Origin of the sequence: Thalassospira lucentensis (assembly GCF_001613805.1) — a bacterium.
GTDB classification, from domain to species: domain Bacteria; phylum Pseudomonadota; class Alphaproteobacteria; order Rhodospirillales; family Thalassospiraceae; genus Thalassospira; species Thalassospira lucentensis_A.
This window is the reverse complement of sequence record NZ_LPVY01000003.1, coordinates 448,305-468,869: the sequence shown is the minus strand read 5'-3', so window position 1 is coordinate 468,869 and position 20,565 is coordinate 448,305. Positions and strand designations below refer to the sequence as shown.

Sequence of the window (20,565 nt, the reverse complement as noted above, 5' to 3'; positions counted from 1 at the left end):
GTTCGATTATCTCAGGAATATGCTGATGGCCCAGAACGCCAATGTAACTGCCAATTCCACTGATGCCTTTGCCAAACCAAATCAGCGCCCCGAAAGCCCGAATTTTTCGTCGGGCCCATGCAAAAAACGTCCGGGCTGGTCGGCGGATGCACTTGATACCCGTGTTCTTGGCCGGTCGCATCGTTCCAAGTTCGGCAAGGAGCGCATGGAAGAGGTCATTGACCGTTCACGCGCGATCCTGAACCTGCCTGATGATTATCTGCTTGGCGTTGTTCCCGCGTCCGATACCGGTGCGGTGGAAATGGCGATGTGGTCGCTTTTGGGGCCGCGCGGCGTTGATATGCTGGCATGGGAAAGTTTCGGTTCGCTTTGGGTGACCGATGTCCTGAAACAGCTTAACCTGCCAGATGTTCGTGTTATGGAAGCCGATTATGGCAAATTGCCCGATCTTGGCGCCGTTGATTTTGACCGGGATGTCGTTTTCACATGGAACGGCACGACTGCAGGTGTCAGGGTGCCCAATGGCGACTGGATCGCATCGGACCGCAAAGGTTTGACAATTTGCGATGCAACCTCGGCGATTTTTGCCATGGAACTGCCATGGGACAAGCTGGATGTTGTCACCTATAGCTGGCAGAAGGTTCTGGGCGGTGAAGGTGGCCATGGAATTATTATCCTGAGCCCGCGTGCGGTTGAGCGCCTTGAAAACCACAATCCGGCCTGGCCAATGCCGAAAATCTTCCGCATGACCAAGGGCGGAAAGCTGATTGATGGCATTTTCCGCGGGGAGACCATCAATACCCCGTCGATGCTGGTGGTCGAAGATGCCATTGATGCCCTGAAATGGGCCGAAGACATCGGCGGTCTTGAAGGTTTGCTGAAACGTACCCGCCAGAATCGCGCCTATCTTGATGAATGGCTTGCCAAAAGTGACTGGGCGGCTGATTTGTCGGAAAAGCCGGAAACGGCATCCAATACATCGATGTGCATCAAGATTGTTGATCCGTGGGCATTGTCGTTGCCGACGGAAAAGCAGGCAGCATTGCCAAAACGCATTTCGCAAATCCTTGAAGCCGAAGAAATCGCGATGGATATCAATGGCTATCGTGATGCGCCTCCGGGGCTTCGGATTTGGGGCGGTGCGACTGTGGAACCCAGTGATGTCAAGGCGTTGCTGCCTTGGCTCGACTGGGCCTATGCGACGGTCAAAGCTGAAATTCAGGCTGGCTGAACGGCATTTCGTAAGTATTATTTGCGTCTTCGGGGGTTTTCCCGTTGCCCTGTCCGGCACAAAGCGGTAGTAACCGCTACCGGATATATAGATCAGGCACGACCTGAACCGATTTTGCGCGCCTTGTCCGGAAAGCACACATAATGACCGAACTTGCCAGGAAAGCTCTTTTGCCCGCCGGCCTTCAGGATGTTCTGCCTGGAACCGCCGCACGGGAAGCTGACATCCGCGAAAAGCTGATGAGCAGTTTCGCACATGCGGGCTATGACCGGGTCAAGACGCCGCTGGTCGAATTCGAAGAAAGCCTTCTGGAAGGTGCTGCTCCCGAACTTGCCACCCAAACGTTCCGCCTTATGGATCCGGTGTCGCACCGGATGATGGGGGTTCGTTCCGATATGACCCCGCAGGTCGGCCGCATTGCCGCGACCCGTCTGGGGGATGCGCCGCGTCCGCTGCGTCTTTCCTATTCCGGCGATGTATTGCGCATCAAGGGCACACAGTTGCGTCCTGAACGTCAGTTTGCCCAGGTCGGGGCGGAACTTATTGGCGTGTCCAGTGCCGCAGCGGATACCGAGATTGTGTTGCTGGCGCTTGAGGCGCTGGAGCATGTCGGTCTGCCCGATGTTTCGGTTGATCTGAATTTGCCGACCCTGCCGGTACGCCTGTTTGATGCGTTTGGCGTCGCGCCCGATGATCGCGAAACGCTGATCGCGGCCCTTGAACATCGCGATGTTGCCGCGGTCAAAGCGGTTAGTGGCAATGTAACCGATGTGCTTGTTGCCCTGCTTGAGGCGGCCGGTCCGGCGCAGGCGGCATTGCCGAAGCTTAGAAAACTTGAATTGCCGCTGGGCGCATCCGAAGAATTGCACCGTTTGATCGAGGTTGCCGAACGCATTCTGGCATCCGATCTTGATGCAGCCCTGACCATCGATCCGGTTGAAATGGCCGGTTTCCGCTATCAGACCGGTGTCAGCTTTACCCTGTTTGCCAAGCATGTGCGCGGTGAGCTGGGGCGCGGCGGCCGTTATCGGGCGGGTGGTTCGGGCGGCGAAGCCGCAACCGGTATGTCGCTTTTCATGGATACGATTTTGCGCGGTCTTGCCGATGTAAAGCCGGTCGAACGTGTGTATCTGCCATTGGGCACGCCACAGCGCGAAGCGCGCAAATTGCGCAAAGACGGCCATTATACCGTGGCAGCACTTGAAGGTGCGGCCGAAGCCAAAACAGAAGATGCGGCGCGCAAGGAAGCACGTCGCATGGGATGCAGTTTTATTTATCTTGGCGGCCAGATTGTGCCGCTGGGTGCGTAACCCAGAACCATTTCTTATCGCGCAAGGAGTTTTGCGATGACCAATGTTGCCGTGATCGGTTCCCAATGGGGGGACGAGGGGAAAGGCAAGATCGTCGACTGGCTGTCCGAACGGGCAGACGTCGTTGTGCGTTTCCAGGGCGGTCATAACGCCGGTCATACTTTGGTGATCGACGGAACCACCTATAAGCTGAGCCTTTTGCCGTCGGGTATTGTTCGCAAGAACAAGCTGTCGGTTATTGGTAACGGCGTTGTCGTTGATCCGTGGGCGCTTCTGACCGAGATTGACCGCCTTAAAGGGCAGGGCGTTGAAATTACGCCGGAAAACCTGCGCGTAGCCGAAAATGCCTGCCTGATCCTGCCGTTGCACGGCAATCTGGACAAGGCACGCGAAGCCGCGGCGACAGGCAACAACAAGATCGGTACGACCGGTCGCGGGATCGGCCCGGCATATGAAGACCGCGTTGGCCGCCGTGCAATCCGCGTTGGCGACCTGGCCGATGTTGAACTTCTTGAAGCCAAGGTCGAAAACCTTCTGACCCACCACAATGCGCTTCTGCGCGGTTTGGGCCAGCCGGAAGTTGATGGTGCGGAACTGTTGGCGCAGCTTAAGGAAATCGCACCGAAAATCCTGCCATTCTCGGACACTGTCTGGAAGTCGCTGAACCAGTTCAAGGAAGCCGGTCAGCGTATCCTGTTTGAAGGTGCGCAGGGCACGATGCTTGATATCGATCATGGCACGTACCCATTCGTTACCTCTTCCAACACGGTTTCGGGTCAGGCTGCGGCTGGTTCGGGTATGGGGCCGTCGGGTGTCGGTTATGTTCTGGGGATCACCAAGGCATACACCACACGCGTTGGCGAGGGACCGTTCCCGTCCGAGCTGTTTGACGCGGATGGTGAACGTCTTGGTGAACGTGGTCATGAATTTGGAGTTGTCACCGGGCGTAAACGTCGTTGCGGCTGGTTTGATGCAGCCCTTGTCCGACAGTCGGTCAAGGTTAACGGTATTACCGGTATTGCACTGACCAAGCTTGACGTTCTTGACGGGTTCAAGGAAATCAAGATCTGTACCGGCTATGACATTGATGGCAAAATCTATGACCATCTTCCGGCGAACCAGCGTCTTCAGGCCAAAGCCAAACCGGTTTATGAAACCATTGAAGGCTGGTCGGAAACCACGATGGGTGCGCGTAGCTGGGCCGATCTTCCTGCGGCGGCGATCAAATATGTTCGCCGGATCGAAGAGCTGATCGAGGCACCGGTTGCGTTGCTGTCGACCAGCCCGGAACGTGATGATACCATTCTGGTTCACGACCCGTTCAGCGCCTGATCGCGTGTTTGAATGAAAATGCAAAAGCCACCGGTTCTTCCGGTGGCTTTTTTCGTTTCAGGTGAATGATTTGGCCGATCCGGTCCTTGTTTGCAGCGCGGATAACGGCTTGCTCCGTTTTGTTATCGGCAGTATCGTTTCAGGGGACCAGAGGACACGACAAAACAGCTTTCCAAGTAGGGGCTTTGAACGTGTTTCCTCCAACAAAGAAAAACCGGGGCTCATGGCACAAGAAGCGGAAATGCAGAAACAGGATGTTTCCGACGGCGCTGACGAACAGGATGGCGCCGGGGAGAAAAAGGATTCCCGGGCGCAGGGACCAGGCTTGGGCGGAGAGGAACCCGCTGCCAGTGGCGGTGGCGGACGCAGTGTCGAAATTGGCAATTTCCGTGTGTTTTCGGATCTTCGGCTTCCTGAATACGATATGGGTAATTGCAAGGCCTATGCTGCGGATAATCTGCGCCGCGAAGAAGGTGGTGCATTCGCACTTGTCACCGACCCGACTGTTCCAACGCGTCAAGACCTGATCAGATTTCTGACGGGGGTGCATATCGGTGGGCAGATCGATCTTCTGGACCATGAAATTGCCCACTGGCCGCTATTGGACCGCAAGACAATGGTGCTTTTCTATGAAAAGCCAGCAGGTGGTCGTGTTCTGGTGCCCGGCGAAAAACAGAGAAAGATAGACGAGCACGATTTTGCCAAAGTTGTTATCGAACCGTTGATGCATGTGTTGCAGGCTGTGGCCGACAAAGGGCTGACGCATCGGAATATTCGTGCAGACAATCTTTTCTTTGGCGATCCGATGGCTGAGAAGGTTGTCGTTGGGGATTGTTGTGCTGCCCCTGCCGGTTTCAATCAGCCACTGGTTTACGAGACCATATCCCGAATGACTGCCGACCCTGCCGGTCGCGGGTTGGGAACGCTGCTTGACGATCTTTATGCCTTGGGCATGACGATTGCCGCCCTTGGTATTGGGCATACGCCTCTTCAAAAGCTGCGCGAACAGGACATTATCGACGTTAAACTGTCCAAGGGGTCGTTCCAGGCCGTGGTCATGAATGAAAAACTGCCATTGGCATTGATTGAACCAGTGCGTGGACTTTTATGTGATGACACTGAAGAACGATGGGGATTTGCCGAACTGAATGCCTGGATCGATGGCCGTCGAGCAAAACCGGTCCAGTCAAATACCGAGCGAAGAGCGGCCCGATCCCAGAACCTGGCGGGCAAGGATTATTATACTGCGCGATCACTTGCGCAGGGGATTGCAAAGAACTGGGTCAACTCGCTTGCACCGCTTCGCGATGGTACTGTTGAAATATGGTTGCGCCGCGGACTTGCGGATAATGACCGCGCCAAACACATGTCTGAAGCAATACGGCAATTGCAGTGGGCTGGTGCGGATAAGCGCGCGGCCGAGGATATCCTGGTTGCCAAATCAATTATCATCCTTGATCCATCCGGAGCAATCCGGTTCAAGGGCTTTTCTGCGATGGTTGATGGTCTGGGCAGCATGCTGTCCTATGATGTTCAGCACGGTCGTGGGCCGCAGCGTTTTGCCGATGTTGTGGTCCGCGATATTCCGTCCTTCTGGTTTGGCCGTCAGGGCGGGTACAGCCCGGAAATTCAGAAGCTGCAGCAGGCGTACAAAAACCTGCGATACTATATCCAGCAGCAAAGTGCCGGTTATGGCTATGAGCGGTGCCTTTATGCCATCGTGCGCAATCAGCACTGTCTGAGCCCGATGATCGAGAAAGATTATGTTGTCGATATAACGCAGCTTTTGCCAGCACTGGAAAAAGCTGCCGCAGATTTGCCTGACGATAGCTGGCCAGTGGACCGACATATCGCGGCCTTTATCGCGACCCGCCTTGAGGATGATGTCGAGGCACAGCTTCTTGCTCTGCAGAATCCATCTGATGAAGTTGAATACAGTCGTGCGATTATCAGTATGCTGGCACTTGTTCAATGGCGACATGGCCCCGATAACCTTCAGAACCTGTCCCATTGGGTCGCACGTTTGATGGAGCCCGCGGTCAAGGTATTTCACAGCAAAGCCAGACGGGAACGGGTCGAGCACGAAATCCCGAAGCTGGCCAAGCGCGGCAATCTGGTCGAACTTTATAATCTGATCAATGACGAACAGGAACGCAGAAAGGACCAGACCGAATTCATCACCGCGGTCGAGGAATATTCCGAAGCGGAAAGCGAGGTTTTTGATCTTGAATCATCAGGTCCCGCACGGCTTGAACTGGCAGAAAAAGTCGGTCAGCAGGCGGCAGCTTTTGCGTCGACCATGATTGCATTGCTGACGGTGTCGGCACTGTTTCTGATGCATATCTGGTAGGGGACGGGGATGGCAAGACAGTCTGGCAGTAAAAAGAAAAGTGCCTTTTCCGGTTTGTCGGTGGTGGCATCCGCCGTGCTTTTGTTCATGGTAGCTCTGCCGACATTCATTACTTTGGCGGTCGGGCTTTTGCCTTCTATGGTCGCGTTCATGTTTGATCGCAGCCAGGGACGGACCATGTCACGCTGTATTTTCGGTCTGAATTTTTCAGGGGTTGCGCCCTATATCATGGAAATCTGGCAACAGGGGGCGCAAACCGTTGGTGTTGCAACGCAGGAAATTTTCCAGCCCGTTGCCTTGTCGATCATGTATGGCGCAGCCGGTCTTGGCTGGCTTTTGTATCTGGCGATGCCACCGATTGTTGCCAATGTTCTTAACCTGTCGGCCCAGCGTCGGGTTTCCGAGTTGCGCAAGAAACAGCGCGGATTAATCAAAACTTGGGGTGACAGCCTGATCAAGGAAATTGATCGTTCCGGGAAGTGACCGGTTCATTGAATGATATATCTTAAACACAAAAAAGCGGCGGACAATTTGTCCGCCGCAGTCATATTCATTGACGAGGGTAAGGTTGGGACTCACATCGGCAAATCGGTGTGGATCGATTTGCGCACTTTTTCAAAGGCACGTACTTCAATCTGGCGAATGCGTTCGCGCGATATTCCGTATGCGACGCTAAGGTTTTCAAGAGTTACAGGTGAATCGAGCAGGCGACGCTGGGTCAGGATGTCACGTTCACGTGCATTCAGGTGTGACATCGCACTTTTCAGCAGGTTCATCCTTTGAAGGAATTCCTCGCGCTTGCCATACAGGGTTTCCTGATCTTCGTCTTCGCTTTCGATCCAGTCGACCCATTCGCCGTCGCCGTCAATGCGTACCGGCGCATTCAGAGAATGATCTGGTCCGGCGAGGCGGCGGTTCATCATGATCACGTCATCTTCGGAAACGTTCAGCTTTGTCGCGATCAGTTCCACCTGTTCCGGTAGCAGATCTCCTTCATCAATTGCCTGCATCTGGCTTTTGAGTTTCCGCAGATTAAAGAAAAGCTTTTTCTGGGCGGCGGTCGTGCCCATTTTCACCAGCGACCAGGAATGCAGGATGTATTCCTGTATTGCGGCGCGGATCCACCACATTGCGTAAGTCGCAAGGCGGAACCCTTTGTCCGGGTCAAAGCGCTTGACCGATTGAAGCAGGCCTACATTGCCTTCGGAGATCAATTCGTTTATCGGAAGTCCATAACCGCGATAGCTCATGGCTATCTTGGCAACCAGTCGCAAATGGCTGGTAATCAGCTTTTCTGCGGCAGTTGCATCATCATTGTCACGGTATTCACACGCAAACGTCGTTTCCTGTTCAGGTGTAAGCATGGGGTAACGGCGGATGCGCTGCAAATAGACTGTCAGACCATCTTGGGAGATGATTGGAAGTGCATTTCCCTGTTTCATTGAAGCCTCCCGTTACGCTTCGTATAAGGTGCGGTTTATCCCCTAGCACCTTAGACAGGGTATACGTGGGTATTAGAAGGCGTCAATAGATTTTCGACCAAAAAGGTTAGGTCAAACTATCCCAATGGGTAGGTCTAGGCAGGTGATGAGTTCTTGTAAGTCTTCCGGAAGGGGGGCTTTGGTAAGGACGTAATCGCCTGTTTTTGGGTGCAAAAATCCCAGTGTTCTGGCATGTAGCGCCTGTTTCTCAAAGCTGTTCAGAACCTCGTGCACCCGCGAGTTGAACTTCTGGGTAAGTTTGCTTCTACCATAGACAGGATCACAAATAAGTGAGTGACCGAGATGGGTCATATGGACGCGAATTTGATGTGTTCTACCCGTTGCAAGGCGGCACTCGACGAGTGAAGCCAACGAGTCGTCACGTTTTGCCAAAACTTTGTACCGGGTGAGGGCCGGTTTTCCGCCATTTCGCAGCACCGCCATCTTTTTACGGTTGCGTGGGCTTCTGCCAATATTGCCTTCTATTATGCCCTCGCTCTGGCGGGGGACACCCCAGACCACGGCGATATAGGCGCGTTCGATATTTTCCTTGTCCTCGGAAAACAGGGTCGAAAGTGCCCTATGGGTTGCGTCGTTCTTGGCGACCACCATGGCACCGCTGGTGTCTTTGTCGAGCCGATGCACGATGCCTGGGCGCTTTACGCCGCCAATGCCCGAAAGGCTGTCACCGCAATGGGCCAGCAATGCATTGACCAGTGTACCGCTTTCATTGCCCGCTGCGGGGTGCACCACCATCCCGGCCGGTTTGTTGATTACCAGCAGGTCGTCGTCCTCATACAGGATATCGAGCGCGATTTTTTCGGCCACGGGATCGGCCGCAACAGCAGGTGGAATTTCGAGCGCAAACTGATCACCGGATTTGACCTTGTACGACATTTTGGCAACCGGACTACCATTCAGCATCAGATGTCCGTCCTCGATCAGGCTTTTGATGCGTGAACGTGATTGCTCGGGCCATGCGGTTGCCAGAACCTTATCGAGCCTCGCACCTTCATCCGAGGGTAGGGCGATATATTCAAGATGTTCCGCGTTCGGGCCGCTATCCATATTCACATCTGCTGTTGTTCGGGGCCATTTGGGCCGGTGATGTCTGTTGCAGGGCGGTTTTAATCGCTTGACGATGAAATGCAATCCCGCTTTGCAAACTTGCAATTGGTGTTTCTTGTCGGTATGGCCTTCAATGTTGTCCTGTTCGGCATGCTGTAGTGGCAGCGTGATGCAAGATCAGGCTGTTGATCAACTTATCAATCGGAAATGTGATGCGCGTTATCAAGATTCTGGTCGCTTTTATGGGGGTGCTGATCGTCGCGGGCGTCGCACTTGTGGTTTATGGGGTATCGCGTCAGGAAGATGGTGGCATTGTAACCGATGACCCAACGCCGTCTGTACCGGTTGCCGGGCAGGTTGACGCATCGTCCGGTCTTGATCCGAAACCGGTTGCGCAATTGGCACCGTTCGGAACGATCAATATTGATCTGGCGCCGGGTGAAACGCTGGTTGATTTTTCCCGGCAGGGAAGCGAGGCAACCGTGCGCCTTGAGGGTCGTCAGGGAAGCCGTCTGGTCGTCGTATCCTTGCGAGATGGCACGATCCTTGGGCAAATCCTGCTGGTGGAGCCGCAATAGACCGTTTTCTGCAAGGTGGTTCGATGACCGGATCCGGGTATGTTGTGACGTTGCCAGAAAGTCTGCGTGACGAGGTTTCGGCCTTGGCAGTCAATGCTTGGCCTGAGGAATGCTGCGGCCTTTTGGTTGCAAACGCAGATGATCCGACCACGATTACCCGATTTGTTGTTTCGAGCAATATTGCCGCCGATCCCCTGAAGACATTTGAAATCGATCCGCAAACCCTGATTGCAACGTATCGTTCGGTTCGTGATCGCGGCGAGGTGATTGCCGGGTGCTATCACTCGCACCCTAATGGCGATTGGCAGCCGTCGAAAACAGATTTGTCACGTGCCGAGGAAGCCGGTTTCCTGTGGCTGATCATCGCCACCGATAAAACGGGCCTTGCCGGATACGGGTTATATCGCCGGATGCCTGAACATTCCGGCGATGCAGGCCCGCGCCATTTCATGCGTTGCGAGATTTCCGAAACCTGATCACCGCTTTGCCATCCGTTCAATCAGACCGGTCTGTCTTTCAAGGCATTGCTGCAAGGCAAAGTTTCGTGTGATCGTAAGGCGCGAAAGCTTGCGGATTTCGCGAAGACGTTCAGGGTGTGCCAAAGCTTCCGCCATTGTTGTGGCAAGCTGATCCTCGTCCCAAAAACCGCACATCAATCCGTTCTTTCCATGACGAATGATATCTCGGCACGGTCCGGTATCCGATGCGATTACAGGTGTTCCGCATGCCATGGCTTCAAGGACTGACCATGACAAAACAAACGGATATGTCAGATAGACATGGGCCGAACTGATCTGGAACAGGCGGATCAGCTGGTCATGCGGAATTTGCCCAAGAAAGGCAATTCGGGACGGATCCATGCCGGTTTCTGACATCATGGCGTCACGCCATTTCTTTCCGTCACTGCGGGGGGATCCATAACTGATGCCGTCACCACCCGCGACGACAAAAGTAACCTCCGGGTTTTGACTGGACAGTTTTGCCGCAGCACGCATGAACTGCGGGAACCCGCGATAGGGTTCAAGGTCGCGCGCGACATAGGTGATTACCGGATCACCCTGCCGGACAACGCGGCCATCGGGCAGGATCAGTTCTGCTTTTTCATCCGGGCGGCAGCGATGGATATCAATACCATCATGGCAAATCCCGATCTTGTTGTGGAAGCTTTGCGGGAAGGCAGCTTTTTGCCAAGCCGTTGGGCTGATCCCGGCATCAATGGTTTCCAGACTTGAAAGCTGCGCGTTGTTGCGCAACCGAAGCTGGGTTCGCTTGGCCAATGTAACCGTTTCGGTCGGATCGAAACCGACATCGCGCCCCTCGGCATGATAGTAATGTTCGCAATAACCGATCAGTGGTGTCTTGCGCAGGACATCCCGCGCAAACATCATGCCGCCCCAGCCAATATGCCCGTAGACAATATCGGGTGGCCCCTCCTGTGCGACGAGTGAATCGAGTGTTGTGGCGGCCTGCATGCCGATTTGATGGTGATATTGGGGGAACGGGGTGGCAGGCGGGGGCGGGGTAGCCCGCTGACGCAGGACACGAATGCCGGGAAGTTGAACGTTCATTGCTTCGCAAAGGAAGGAAACCTGCCATCCGGCATTTGCCAGATGACAGGCCAGGTGAACAAATTGTCCCGGTCCATGGCGGTGGACAAAGACAATTTTCATCGGCGACTGCGAAGCTCTTGTGTCATGACAGCGCTTGTTACCGGCACACCGCCATAGCGGAGGGTCTGTGTCCAGAATTCCTCCAGGCGCCGCAAGGTGCGAAGTGCTGTTTCCATTTCCTGCTGGTCTTGCAGGTCATTGGTCAGTGCGTTGTGATATTCCTCGTGGAATTCATGCAGGGATTCACACAGTTCATGCCCCTTACGGGTAAGTTTGATTCTGGCAGACCGTCGGTCACGGGCCATCACATGGCGTTCAACATAGCCCGATTCAGCCAATTGCTTCAGATTATAGGATGCATTCGATCCCATGTAATGGCCGCGATCAAGAAGATCCCGGACCGAAAGTTCATCGTCTCCGATGGTAAACAGCAACGCAACTTGTGCGGGGCTGATGTCATCTTTGCCGAGTCGAATAAGATCTACACGAAGCAGATCAGCAAAACGCCGATAAATACGCTCGACGGTGTTTGCTAGTTCAAGATGAGTGACGGTCATGTTGTTTGATCCGTTATCTGGTCCCAAGCGAGAGTTGATGCCATGGTCTTTCGACCGTAGCAGGCCTTTCGTGTGGGGAAGATAACAGGACGTTGCTCTTGAACGGTTTTTCCGCACGCCCAATTCTTCCCTCAGTTTGCTCGTAATTTCGAAGTAATTTGAAAGTATTTTCATTTTTAAATTACTTCGTCTTCTTCTGTTTTTACATTGTCAGATCATGAACATGAGATCGACATATTTGATTTTATTGTAGATCATCATGACATCGCAACTATGTGATTAGATTGCGGAAAAACTATGACTTTTGGCTGATTGGATGAAAATCAATGCATTTTGGTCGTAAAAACACGCCAAAAACCGCAGAAAGCAAAGCTGTCAGACCATCGCTGGATGCGAAGTCCGTCATCCGCGAGGCAAGATACACTTTTGTTCGTGGCCTTGGATGGGCCGGGGTCCTGAGCGGCTTTATCAATGTTCTGCAACTGACCGTGCCGCTTTTCATGCTTCAGGTGCATGATCGCGTCATCAACAGTCAAAGCACCGATACGCTGAAATTGCTGCTGGCAATTGCGGTCGGTGCCATCATTCTATACGGCATCCTTGATTTCATTCGGGCCCTGATCTTTCAGGAAATGGCCAAATCATTACTGCGTCGCCTGAACTTGCCTGCGATTTCGGCAGCAATGAGCGTCGCGCTTGAAAAAGGGTCGGTACAGGGGACGCAGGTTCTGCGCGACCTGTCCGATCTGCGTAATTTTATCAATGGCAATACCATTGGTGCACCGCTTGAAGCGATCTGGTCGCCCATTTTCCTCGGTGTGATGTTTGCCCTGCATCCATATTACGGGATTGCCGGCCTTGTGGCGGTGCTGATCCTGATCGGGCTTAGCCTGTTGGGGGATTTGCTGGTACGCCAGATCACCAAGGAGGGTTCTGACGCCAATCTGCGCAATATCGGCGATATCGGGTCAACCGTATCAAATGCCGAAGCCATTGAGGCGATGGGTATGTTGCCGGCTCTTGCTATGCGTTGGCGTCAATCGCAAATCCATGCCAGCGAGCTACTTGATATCGGTAATGCGCGTAGCAAGGGGATGTATTCTGTCTCGCGTTCTGCCCGTTTCGGCATGCAGATTTGTGTGCTGGCGATGGGCGCATATCTTGTCATTCAGGGTGAAACAACACCTGGCGCGATGATTGGCGGTACGGTCATTATGGGGCGTCTTCTGTTGCCGTTCGATAATGTCACCCGCGATTGGCGGGCTTGGGTTTCAGCCCTGTCGTCATGGAAGCGTATTCGAAATATCCTTGAAGAACGTCAGTCCGAGCGTGAGATAGAACCAACGCCGCGTTCCGAAGGCCCGCTTGTTGTCGACAATCTGGTTTATGCGGTGCCGGGATCGAATGTTCCGGTTTTGCGCGGTGTGAATTTCGACCTTAATCCCGGCGAAATTCTTGGGGTGGTCGGGCCATCCGCAGCGGGTAAGTCAACCCTGTCACGTGTTCTGGTGGGGGCTGCAAAGCCGACGGCAGGCGGTGTGTTCCTTGATGGGCACAGTACCTATCTTTGGGAGCGCGGGTCGTTTGGCAACATGGTCGGTTATCTTCCACAATCCGTGTCACTTCTGAACGGAACCATCCGTGAAAACATCGGTCGCATGCGCGAGGCAAATCCGCGCAAGGTTATTGATGCAGCCCGTGCGGCCGGCGTTCATGAAATGATCGGCCGTTTGCCGTTGGGCTATGACACGCCGATCGGGGCCGGGCGACATACATTGTCCGGTGGGCAGCAGCAGCGCATCGCGCTTGCGCGTGCATTGTATGGCTGGCCCCGTCTTCTGGTACTGGATGAACCTAATGCCAATCTTGATGCCGAAGGCGAGGCGTCTCTGATCCGGGCGGTACGTCAGGCTGCGGATGCGGGGGCGATGGTGGTGCTGATCGCGCACCGCCAAAGCATCATGCAATACGCCCACAAGCTGCTTGTCATGCAGGATGGTCGGGTCAAGCAGTTTGGTGAACGCACCGATGTGATCCGTTCGATGACGCAGGATGACAATGACATCAAAAGCCTGCCGTCGATCAAACGCAATCAGCAAAACGGGGGTGCGGCATGAACCGTGTAATCAATGTCGATGATCGTGGCGAGGTCATGATCCCGGAAGATCCGCAACCTGCATGGTATCAGGTGCTTGATGAAGAGAGGACGGCGTCTCGCCAAAGTCTGCGCAAGCCGATCATGGCAGGTATTATTGTGATCGCTGTTGGGTTTGGCGGTTTCTTTTCCTGGGCTTTTACAGCTGAACTTGATAGCGCTGCGGTTGCGTCAGGCTCGGTAATCGTGGATTCCCGCAAAAAGGTCGTGAACCATTTCGAGGGCGGCATTTTGAAAAAGCTGCTGGTCGAGGAAGGGGAACGCGTAAAGCAGGGCCAGGTTTTGATGCTGCTTGACGGGACGCGAAGCGAGTCCGAACTCGGGCAGTTGCGCGGCGAAAGATATGGACTTCTTGCAAAACTTGCACGCCTTCGTGCGGAGCAGGAAGGTCGCGACCAAATCAACTTTCCGCAGCAATTGATGGATGCGAAACAGGAATATGTTGATGACATCTTGCAGGATGAAAAGCGTCTGTTTGGCAAGCGTAACGAGGTTTATGAAGCCAAACGGAATGCTCAGGCCAAACAGATAGAACAGTTTGACGCCGAGGCCCGTGCGCTTGATTCCCAGATCAATGCCCGCACCCGGCAGGAAAAGTTGGTTGCCGAGCAATTGCAAGGCATTCGTCAGTTGGCCGAGAAGGGATTCGCAACGCGTACCCAGTTGGTCGAAATCGAGAATAACTGGTCAGATCTTGTTGGCGATATGGGCGAGTTCAAAGCGCAAAAAGCCGCAGCAGAACAGCAAAAAGCCGAAGCTGAAATCAATCTTGCGTCGATTGAAATGGAATGGCAAAGCGACATAGCAACTGAAATTCAGGAAGCCCAACTGGCATTGAACGATGTCAGCCAGCGTCTTCGTGCCAGCGAAGATGTCCTGAACCGGTTGGAGGTCAAGGCACCGCAGGCCGGAACTGTTGCCAATATTCAGGTCCGCACACCGGGCGGCGTGATCAGTCCGGCAGAACCGATCATGGATATTATCCCCGAAGACGAACCGCTTTTGATCGAGGCGATGATCAATCGCCAGGATATTGATTCAGTTCATGTCGGATCAAAGGCCCAGATCAAACTGACGGCATATAGTCAGCGTCGCCTGGCACCACTTGATGGGGAGGTTAAATATGTTGCAGCAGACCAGACGGTCGATGAGCAGCGCGATTCTTCCTATTACATCGTTCGGGCCGCAATTGACCCTGGTGCATTGGCAGAGCGCGATGACATTGAAATTCGACCGGGTATGCCAGCAGATATTCTGATCCTGAAATCGCCCAGAAAGGCGATTGACTATCTGGTAGATCCGATCACCGAAAGCATGAGCAAAGCGTTCCGCGAGGACTGATTTTCAGAAATGCTGCAGGCGCGAAAGCCGCAGATTGAAACGTCTGCGGCTTTTTCTTTTCAAGTATTGTTCAAAAATAAAACTAAATATAAATAAAATAAAAAATGAATACTTGTGAAATAATTCAGGAATTATAATGTAATTCATGCCTTAATCCATAATATTGACACAATAAAAACACGAGAATATCTTCCTAAGATAAAAGAAAAGAATATAGGGTTGCTGTGTGGCCGATCTCAGGGGGCCTCTAGCGCCTTGAGGGAACGGCCAACCTCTCGTGAGGGGATAACCCCCGCGATGTCAATAATGTTGGGACACGAAGGAGGATTACATGGCAACTCTCGAAGGCGGCGCCTTTGATGATGCGCTTCTAGGGTCTCGTTTCAGCGACGTGATTTTTGGACGTGGCGGTGACGATACAATCTTCGGACAAGGTAATGATGATGTTCTGTTCGGCGAAGAGGGCGATGACGTCCTGTTCGGTGGCGCAGGCAACGACGTTGCCATTGGTGGCGAAGGTAGCGACATCCTGTTCGGTGGATCGGGTAACGATGTACTGATGGGGGATTCCGGCAGCGACCTGATGATGGGTGGCTCTGGTGAAGATGTTTTGTCAGGTGGTGTCGATGACGACACCATGCTTGGCGGTTCGGACAATGATGTCCTCGATGGCGGCGCAGGCGATGATCTCGTGATCGGTGGATCCGGTGATGACATCATGCTTGGCGGCGAAGGCAATGATCAGATGTTGGGCGGTTCTGGTGACGATGTTCTCCAGGGCGGCGAAGGCAATGATCTTATGCTCGGCGGCGCAGGGGACGATGTCCTTGACGGAGGTGCCGGTGACGATCTGATGATCGGTGGCTCGGGTAGCGATACCTTTGTCTTCACCGGTGGCGGCGGTAACGACGTCGTACTCGACTTCACGGTTGGCGAAGACATGCTTTCCATTAGCAACAACATCAACGACACCGGCATCGAAAGTGCCGACGATGTTGCTGCGCGTGCAACGCAGGATGGCGCCAACACTGTTATCGACCTTGGCAATGGGGATTCCATCACCCTCAACAATGTCGATGCAGAAGACGTCCAGGACAATCCGGACAGCTTCTTCAGCGTCCAGTAATCCGAATGATGGCGTCCGCAACTTATGTTGCGGGCGTCACCCTGAACTTCTTGTGAAGTGAAAATCGCCATGCTCGAATTTGCCTCGTCCGAAGCTGTGCGGACGACCGGTGACGCGCCGGAAGTTTGCCTGCTTAACCCTGAAACATTGCTTCTTATATGGGATATGCCGACCCGTTTGTGGGCGGTGCCCAAGCTTGAAACTACCGAAGGCAAAGCAATTTCGCCGCAAGCCACATTGCGTCTGCCTCTTGGCGGCGGAGGAACCCGCCTGCTGCGTGTTATCCGCAGACCCAAAGATGCACCTGTTTCATTTCTGGCTGAAGCAGGGACCCTTGGCCGCAAAGATGAAATTACAATTGATCCGGATGGTGATTTTGAATTCGCCAGCGCAGGCATGCTGCTGGAAGATGTTACGCCATCAGGGCGATTGTCGCTGATGTCTGCCTTGCTTGGTGCATGGGCCAGCATGTTCCGCACCCGCCGCAGCAAAAGTTACACCATATTCCTCAATAAGCTCGTTTCCGAAATTGTCGATACGCCCCAACGCGCCAAAGCGGTCGCGAAGCTGTCCGATCAGCAAATCCTGATCTCGGCCGGGCTGCCGGTGGCATTTGGCGAAATCGAAGCCGTTTACATCGTTTCCTCCTTTGGTTTCCGCCGCCTGGCGCTTCCGCCGCATGAAAGCAGCGAAGGTCCGCAGGGCAAGAAACAGACCTACATGATCGCTGATCGCGACGGCACCGAGAACGGTGCCTATCTCGTCGTGACCGGCGGACGCGCGCTGGCCATTCGCCATCTGGCGGCGACGCCAGTTTTGCCCTCGTTGTCGCGATGGTGGCTGGCGCGCGGCAAATCCGATGCCGATCTGCGCGAATATATCATCGGCGCGATGGCTCGTGGCGACACCAAGGCCCGGAAGGCCGCCCTTGAATTCCAGTTGCGCTGTCCGCTTTCAAGCCAGCGGGTAACCGGTGGCGGCGGATTGCCGAGCGGCGAGGTCGACCTTGCCGTAACCACGGCACGCGGCACCCTGATTGGCGGTTGGTATCGTGATCCGGCTGAAATGATTGCCGGGATCGATATTCTTGACAGCAAGGGAACGGCACACCCATTCGGCGAGGGTTTCTACCGTTATGCCGGTAATGTCATGGATGATGATCGTACCGTTTCGGCAACCGGTTTCGTCGGATTTTATCGTGAAATCCAAAGTCAGGTGCCGATCCTGCAGCCGCGCAGTTTGATGCGGCTGACATCTGGCAGCCGTCATCTGATGGTGCCGACAGCACAGCCGATTGATCCGGCCGAGGCACGGGCCCGCATCCTGCGTGCGGTCCCGCCGCAACATCTGACCGACGAGATTATTGAAAACTGTCTGTCACCGGTCATTGGTGATTTGCAGCAGAAGTTGCTGGCAGCAGCCAAGATTGACCGGACCATCGAGTTCGGAGAGCCGCGCAAGGAGCCGGCGGTTTCCATTGTCGTGCCACTGTATCGGGTCCTGGATTTTCTGCGTGCGCAGGTTGGTGCCTTTGCCTGTGACCCTTGGATTTCGCAATATTGCGACGTGATCTATGTGCTTGATTCCCCGGAACAGGCGGAGGAATGCGAACATCTTCTGCGCGGTTTGCATCTGCTTTACGACATGCCGATGCGTCTGGTGGTTATGAGTCGTAACGGTGGTTATGCGCGTGCCTGCAATTCCGGGGCGGAACATGCCCGTGCGGACCTGATTGCAATGCTCAATTCCGATGTCATTCCCCATCAGATCGGCTGGCTGGAATTGCTGGCATCGAAAATGGGTGGTCCACAGGAAGTCGCTGCCGTGGGGCCGAAGCTTTTGTTTGAAGACGGTTCGTTGCAGCACGCGGGAATGTATTTTGCCAAAAATGAACGCGGGCAGTGGCTTAATCATCATTTCTACAAGGGGCTTCCGGATCAGTTCCCTGATGCCAATATCGAACGTTCCGTTCCGGGAATTACCGGGGCCTGCATGTTGCTGCATCGCGGTGCATTCGATGACGTCGGTGGCTTTACCGAGGATTACGTGATCGGCGATTACGAGGACAGCGATCTGTGCCTCAAGATCCGCAAGGCCGATTTCGACATCAAATATGTCCCCGACGCCAGCCTTTATCATTTCGAGCGCAAGTCGATTTCAACCCACACCGATTACATGCTCGGCGTGGCGACGCAATACAATGCGTGGCTTCATGCCTCGCGTTGGCGCGACATGCTCGAAGATTTTCATGAAAACGATGTTCCGCAGAACCGGCCGCAAAACCGCGTTTCGGATGAAGACGACCAGGGAGAAGCGGCATGAGCCAGGTTCTGGCATTTTCCAATCACGATGAACCGGTACTGGACGCCAAAGGCGAACAGCATCTTGACTGGCTTTGCCAGCAGATCATCGCCAATCGTTTTCTGCCGGTGCCGCCTGAGGAAGCCGTTTTTGTCGGCGATGGCGACTATCGTGCCATCGGTGCCGAATTCCTTGGGCATTTTGTACGCCGTGCCGGGTTGATGCCCGATCACGATGTGCTTGATATCGGGTGCGGTATTGGCCGGATGGCAGTGCCTTTGACCCAGTATCTTGATGCGGACAAGGCGATTTACGAAGGCATTGATCCGGTTGCGAACGGTATCGAGTGGTGCAAACGAACCATCTCGCCAGTTTATTCCAACTTTGGCTTCCAGGTACAGGATGTCAAAAACGCGCTGTACAATCCCGAAGGATCCATCGGCGGGCGTGGCATGCGGTTGCCTTTTCAGGACGGTGCATTCGATTTCACGGCAATGATCTCGGTGGCAACCCATCTGCCGCCCGAAGAAATCGAAACCTATTGCGCCGAGGTGTTTCGCGTGCTGCGCCCGGGCGGGAAGCTGTTTTTAACAGCATTTGTCATCCGTGATCCGGAAGAGCTGTCAATGCCCGGTTGTGACCCGCGTTTGACCAGTCTGGAAAAACTTGAAAACCAGCCATGCTGGCACCTCAAGGGTGAAAACCCGATGGCGGCTGTGGGGTTTGATGACGGCTTTATTGACGGTGCGATGCGCGCCGCCGGATTTAGCCTGATGACAAAAAGTTTCGGTACCTGGCATGGCGATCAGTCCGACCATTACCAGGACTTCCTGATTGCTGAAAAACCGCGGAGGAACGCATGAACCCCCGTATCATGGTTCTGGCACACAATCATCCCGACCTGCATCCCGGCGGGACCGAGATTTTCGCCCACGATCTTTTCAATGCCTATAAGCGGGCAGGGTGCGAAGCTATTTTTGTCGGTGCGACCAACGATATCCACCGTGAACGCCGTCCGGGAACCAGCTTTCAGGCGATTAATGATGCTGGCGATGAAATGCTGTTCTGGGCCGGGCATTTTGACCGGTTCAACATGTCGCAAACGGACCTGTATGCCGTCGCGCCGAATTTCACCGAGCTTCTGAAAACCTGGGATCCGGATGTGGTGCATATCCATCATCTGGTTCTTTGGGGCATCGAACTGCCGATGCTGATCCGGCGTGTCCTGCCGCATTGCCAGATCGTGATGACGTTGCACGACTATTATCCGATCTGTCCCAATGACGGACTGATGATCCATCGCGGCACGCGGCAGCGTTATCTGGAAGCAGATCGTATCGGCAAACGTTGTGGCCTGGATGGCATTGCACCGGATCGTTTTTCGATGCGGTCGGTCAATCTGCGCAATCATCTGCGTGTTGTCGACCGGTTCCTGTCGCCCAGTGCGTTCCTGCGTGACCGTTACATCGATTGGGGTATCAACCCGGAAAAGATCGAGGTCATGCACAATGGCCGTCCGCCGGTTCCTGCTGCGCCGAAACGCGATATGGGCACGGGTATGCCCAATGTATTCGGTTACTTTGGCAACCTGAACCCCTGGAAAGGCGCGGATGTGCTACTTGAAGCCAGTCAGAAACTGGCCGCCGATGATGTCGATTTCGAACTGCGCGTTCATGGCGCTGCACCGTTTCAGACGGTTGCTTTCAATGAAAAGATCGACGGTCTTTTCGAGGTGGCCGGTTCGAAAATACACCGGATGGGGGCCTATGAACGGGCCGATATTCCGGAACTGATGTCACGGGTCGACTGGGTCGTTGTGCCATCAATCTGGTGGGAAAATGCCCCGCTGGTCATTCAGGAAGCATTCCAGCATGGCCGTCCCGTCATTACAAGCGGCATCGGTGGCATGGCTGAAATGGTGCGTGACGGGCATGACGGCATTCATGTGCGTGCCGATGATCCGGCCGATTTGGCCCGTGTGATGAAGGACTGCGCCACCAATCCGAAACTCTGGAAAAAGCTGTCGGGCCATGTGCGCCCGCCGGCCGCCATCGACGACGTCGCGCAAAAGCACCTCATGCTGTTTCGCAAGATGATCCGTCCCGATTTCGTCGCGGCCTGACAC

Annotated in this window: 17 protein-coding genes; 13 read left to right on the top strand and 4 right to left on the bottom strand. The window is 54.3% G+C overall.

Translation table 11 applies throughout. From position 1 onward, the window contains the following. Positions 1-25: 25 nt before the first annotated feature. The 5 genes from AUP42_RS04470 (at position 26) to AUP42_RS04450 (ending at position 6,706) form a co-directional block, all read left to right on the top strand. A complete protein-coding gene (locus tag AUP42_RS04470; protein ID WP_062949255.1) occupies positions 26-1,231 on the top strand; it encodes a phosphoserine transaminase in 1,206 nt (401 codons plus the stop codon). A gap of 143 nt (positions 1,232-1,374) precedes the next feature. Further along, entirely contained in the window at positions 1,375-2,541 is a 1,167-nt protein-coding gene (locus AUP42_RS04465; RefSeq protein ID WP_062949253.1) for an ATP phosphoribosyltransferase regulatory subunit, read from the top strand. A gap of 36 nt (positions 2,542-2,577) precedes the next feature. Then, complete coding sequence (locus AUP42_RS04460) at positions 2,578-3,873, top strand: adenylosuccinate synthase (RefSeq protein WP_062949251.1); 1,296 nt, start codon at positions 2,578-2,580, stop codon at positions 3,871-3,873. Positions 3,874-4,114: 241 nt separating this feature from the next. Then, positions 4,115-6,223: a protein kinase family protein gene (locus tag AUP42_RS04455; RefSeq protein WP_231858157.1), complete on the top strand. Its 2,109-nt coding sequence runs from the start codon at positions 4,115-4,117 to the stop codon at positions 6,221-6,223. Between the two features lie 9 nt (positions 6,224-6,232). After that, entirely contained in the window at positions 6,233-6,706 is a 474-nt protein-coding gene (locus AUP42_RS04450; protein ID WP_062949247.1) for a hypothetical protein, read from the top strand. A 92-nt stretch (positions 6,707-6,798) separates the two neighbouring features. Here the strand turns inward: AUP42_RS04450 and rpoH are convergent, their stop codons facing one another. Beyond that, a complete protein-coding gene (gene rpoH / locus AUP42_RS04445) occupies positions 6,799-7,665 on the bottom strand; it encodes an RNA polymerase sigma factor RpoH (RefSeq protein WP_062949245.1) in 867 nt (288 codons plus the stop codon). 111 nt (positions 7,666-7,776) lie between these two features. Next, entirely contained in the window at positions 7,777-8,856 is a 1,080-nt protein-coding gene (locus AUP42_RS04440) for an RluA family pseudouridine synthase (protein WP_231858156.1), read from the bottom strand. Between the two features lie 128 nt (positions 8,857-8,984). On the opposite strand from AUP42_RS04440, the gene AUP42_RS04435 reads away from it, so the two are divergent. Together AUP42_RS04435 and AUP42_RS04430 are read left to right on the top strand one after the other, a co-directional pair. Beyond that, complete coding sequence (locus AUP42_RS04435) at positions 8,985-9,350, top strand: hypothetical protein (RefSeq protein ID WP_062949241.1); 366 nt, start codon at positions 8,985-8,987, stop codon at positions 9,348-9,350. A 23-nt stretch (positions 9,351-9,373) separates the two neighbouring features. Next, on the top strand, positions 9,374-9,826 hold the full coding sequence (locus AUP42_RS04430; protein WP_062949239.1) for a Mov34/MPN/PAD-1 family protein: 453 nt from the start codon (positions 9,374-9,376) through the stop codon (positions 9,824-9,826). On the opposite strand, the gene AUP42_RS04425 is transcribed toward AUP42_RS04430, so the two are convergent. Both AUP42_RS04425 and AUP42_RS04420 read right to left on the bottom strand, forming a co-directional pair. After that, the gene (locus AUP42_RS04425; RefSeq protein WP_062949237.1) at positions 9,827-11,020 is read right to left on the bottom strand and encodes a glycosyltransferase; all 1,194 of its coding nucleotides are present in this window, start codon (positions 11,018-11,020) and stop codon (positions 9,827-9,829) included. Then, a complete protein-coding gene (locus tag AUP42_RS04420) occupies positions 11,017-11,691 on the bottom strand; it encodes a MarR family winged helix-turn-helix transcriptional regulator (RefSeq protein ID WP_231858154.1) in 675 nt (224 codons plus the stop codon). The genes AUP42_RS04425 and AUP42_RS04420 overlap by 4 nt, the downstream gene beginning before the upstream one ends. Positions 11,692-11,843: 152 nt before the next feature. Between AUP42_RS04420 and AUP42_RS04415 the strand changes: the two genes are divergently transcribed. From AUP42_RS04415 to AUP42_RS04390, 6 genes are all read left to right on the top strand, one after another. Then, a complete protein-coding gene (locus AUP42_RS04415) occupies positions 11,844-13,634 on the top strand; it encodes a type I secretion system permease/ATPase (RefSeq protein WP_062949234.1) in 1,791 nt (596 codons plus the stop codon). After that, positions 13,631-15,013: an HlyD family type I secretion periplasmic adaptor subunit gene (locus tag AUP42_RS04410; RefSeq protein ID WP_062949233.1), complete on the top strand. Its 1,383-nt coding sequence runs from the start codon at positions 13,631-13,633 to the stop codon at positions 15,011-15,013. Before AUP42_RS04415 ends, AUP42_RS04410 begins: the two co-directional genes overlap by 4 nt. Positions 15,014-15,344: 331 nt before the next feature. Next, the gene (locus tag AUP42_RS04405; RefSeq protein ID WP_062949231.1) at positions 15,345-16,139 is read left to right on the top strand and encodes a calcium-binding protein; all 795 of its coding nucleotides are present in this window, start codon (positions 15,345-15,347) and stop codon (positions 16,137-16,139) included. A gap of 69 nt (positions 16,140-16,208) precedes the next feature. Further along, positions 16,209-18,461: a glycosyltransferase gene (locus tag AUP42_RS04400; RefSeq protein WP_062949230.1), complete on the top strand. Its 2,253-nt coding sequence runs from the start codon at positions 16,209-16,211 to the stop codon at positions 18,459-18,461. Continuing rightward, on the top strand, positions 18,458-19,303 hold the full coding sequence (locus AUP42_RS04395; RefSeq protein WP_062949228.1) for a class I SAM-dependent methyltransferase: 846 nt from the start codon (positions 18,458-18,460) through the stop codon (positions 19,301-19,303). The genes AUP42_RS04400 and AUP42_RS04395 overlap by 4 nt, the downstream gene beginning before the upstream one ends. After that, positions 19,300-20,562 (top strand): glycosyltransferase family 4 protein, encoded by a 1,263-nt coding sequence (locus AUP42_RS04390; protein WP_062949226.1) that lies wholly within the window; start codon positions 19,300-19,302, stop codon positions 20,560-20,562. The genes AUP42_RS04395 and AUP42_RS04390 overlap by 4 nt, the downstream gene beginning before the upstream one ends. Positions 20,563-20,565 lie beyond the last annotated feature (3 nt).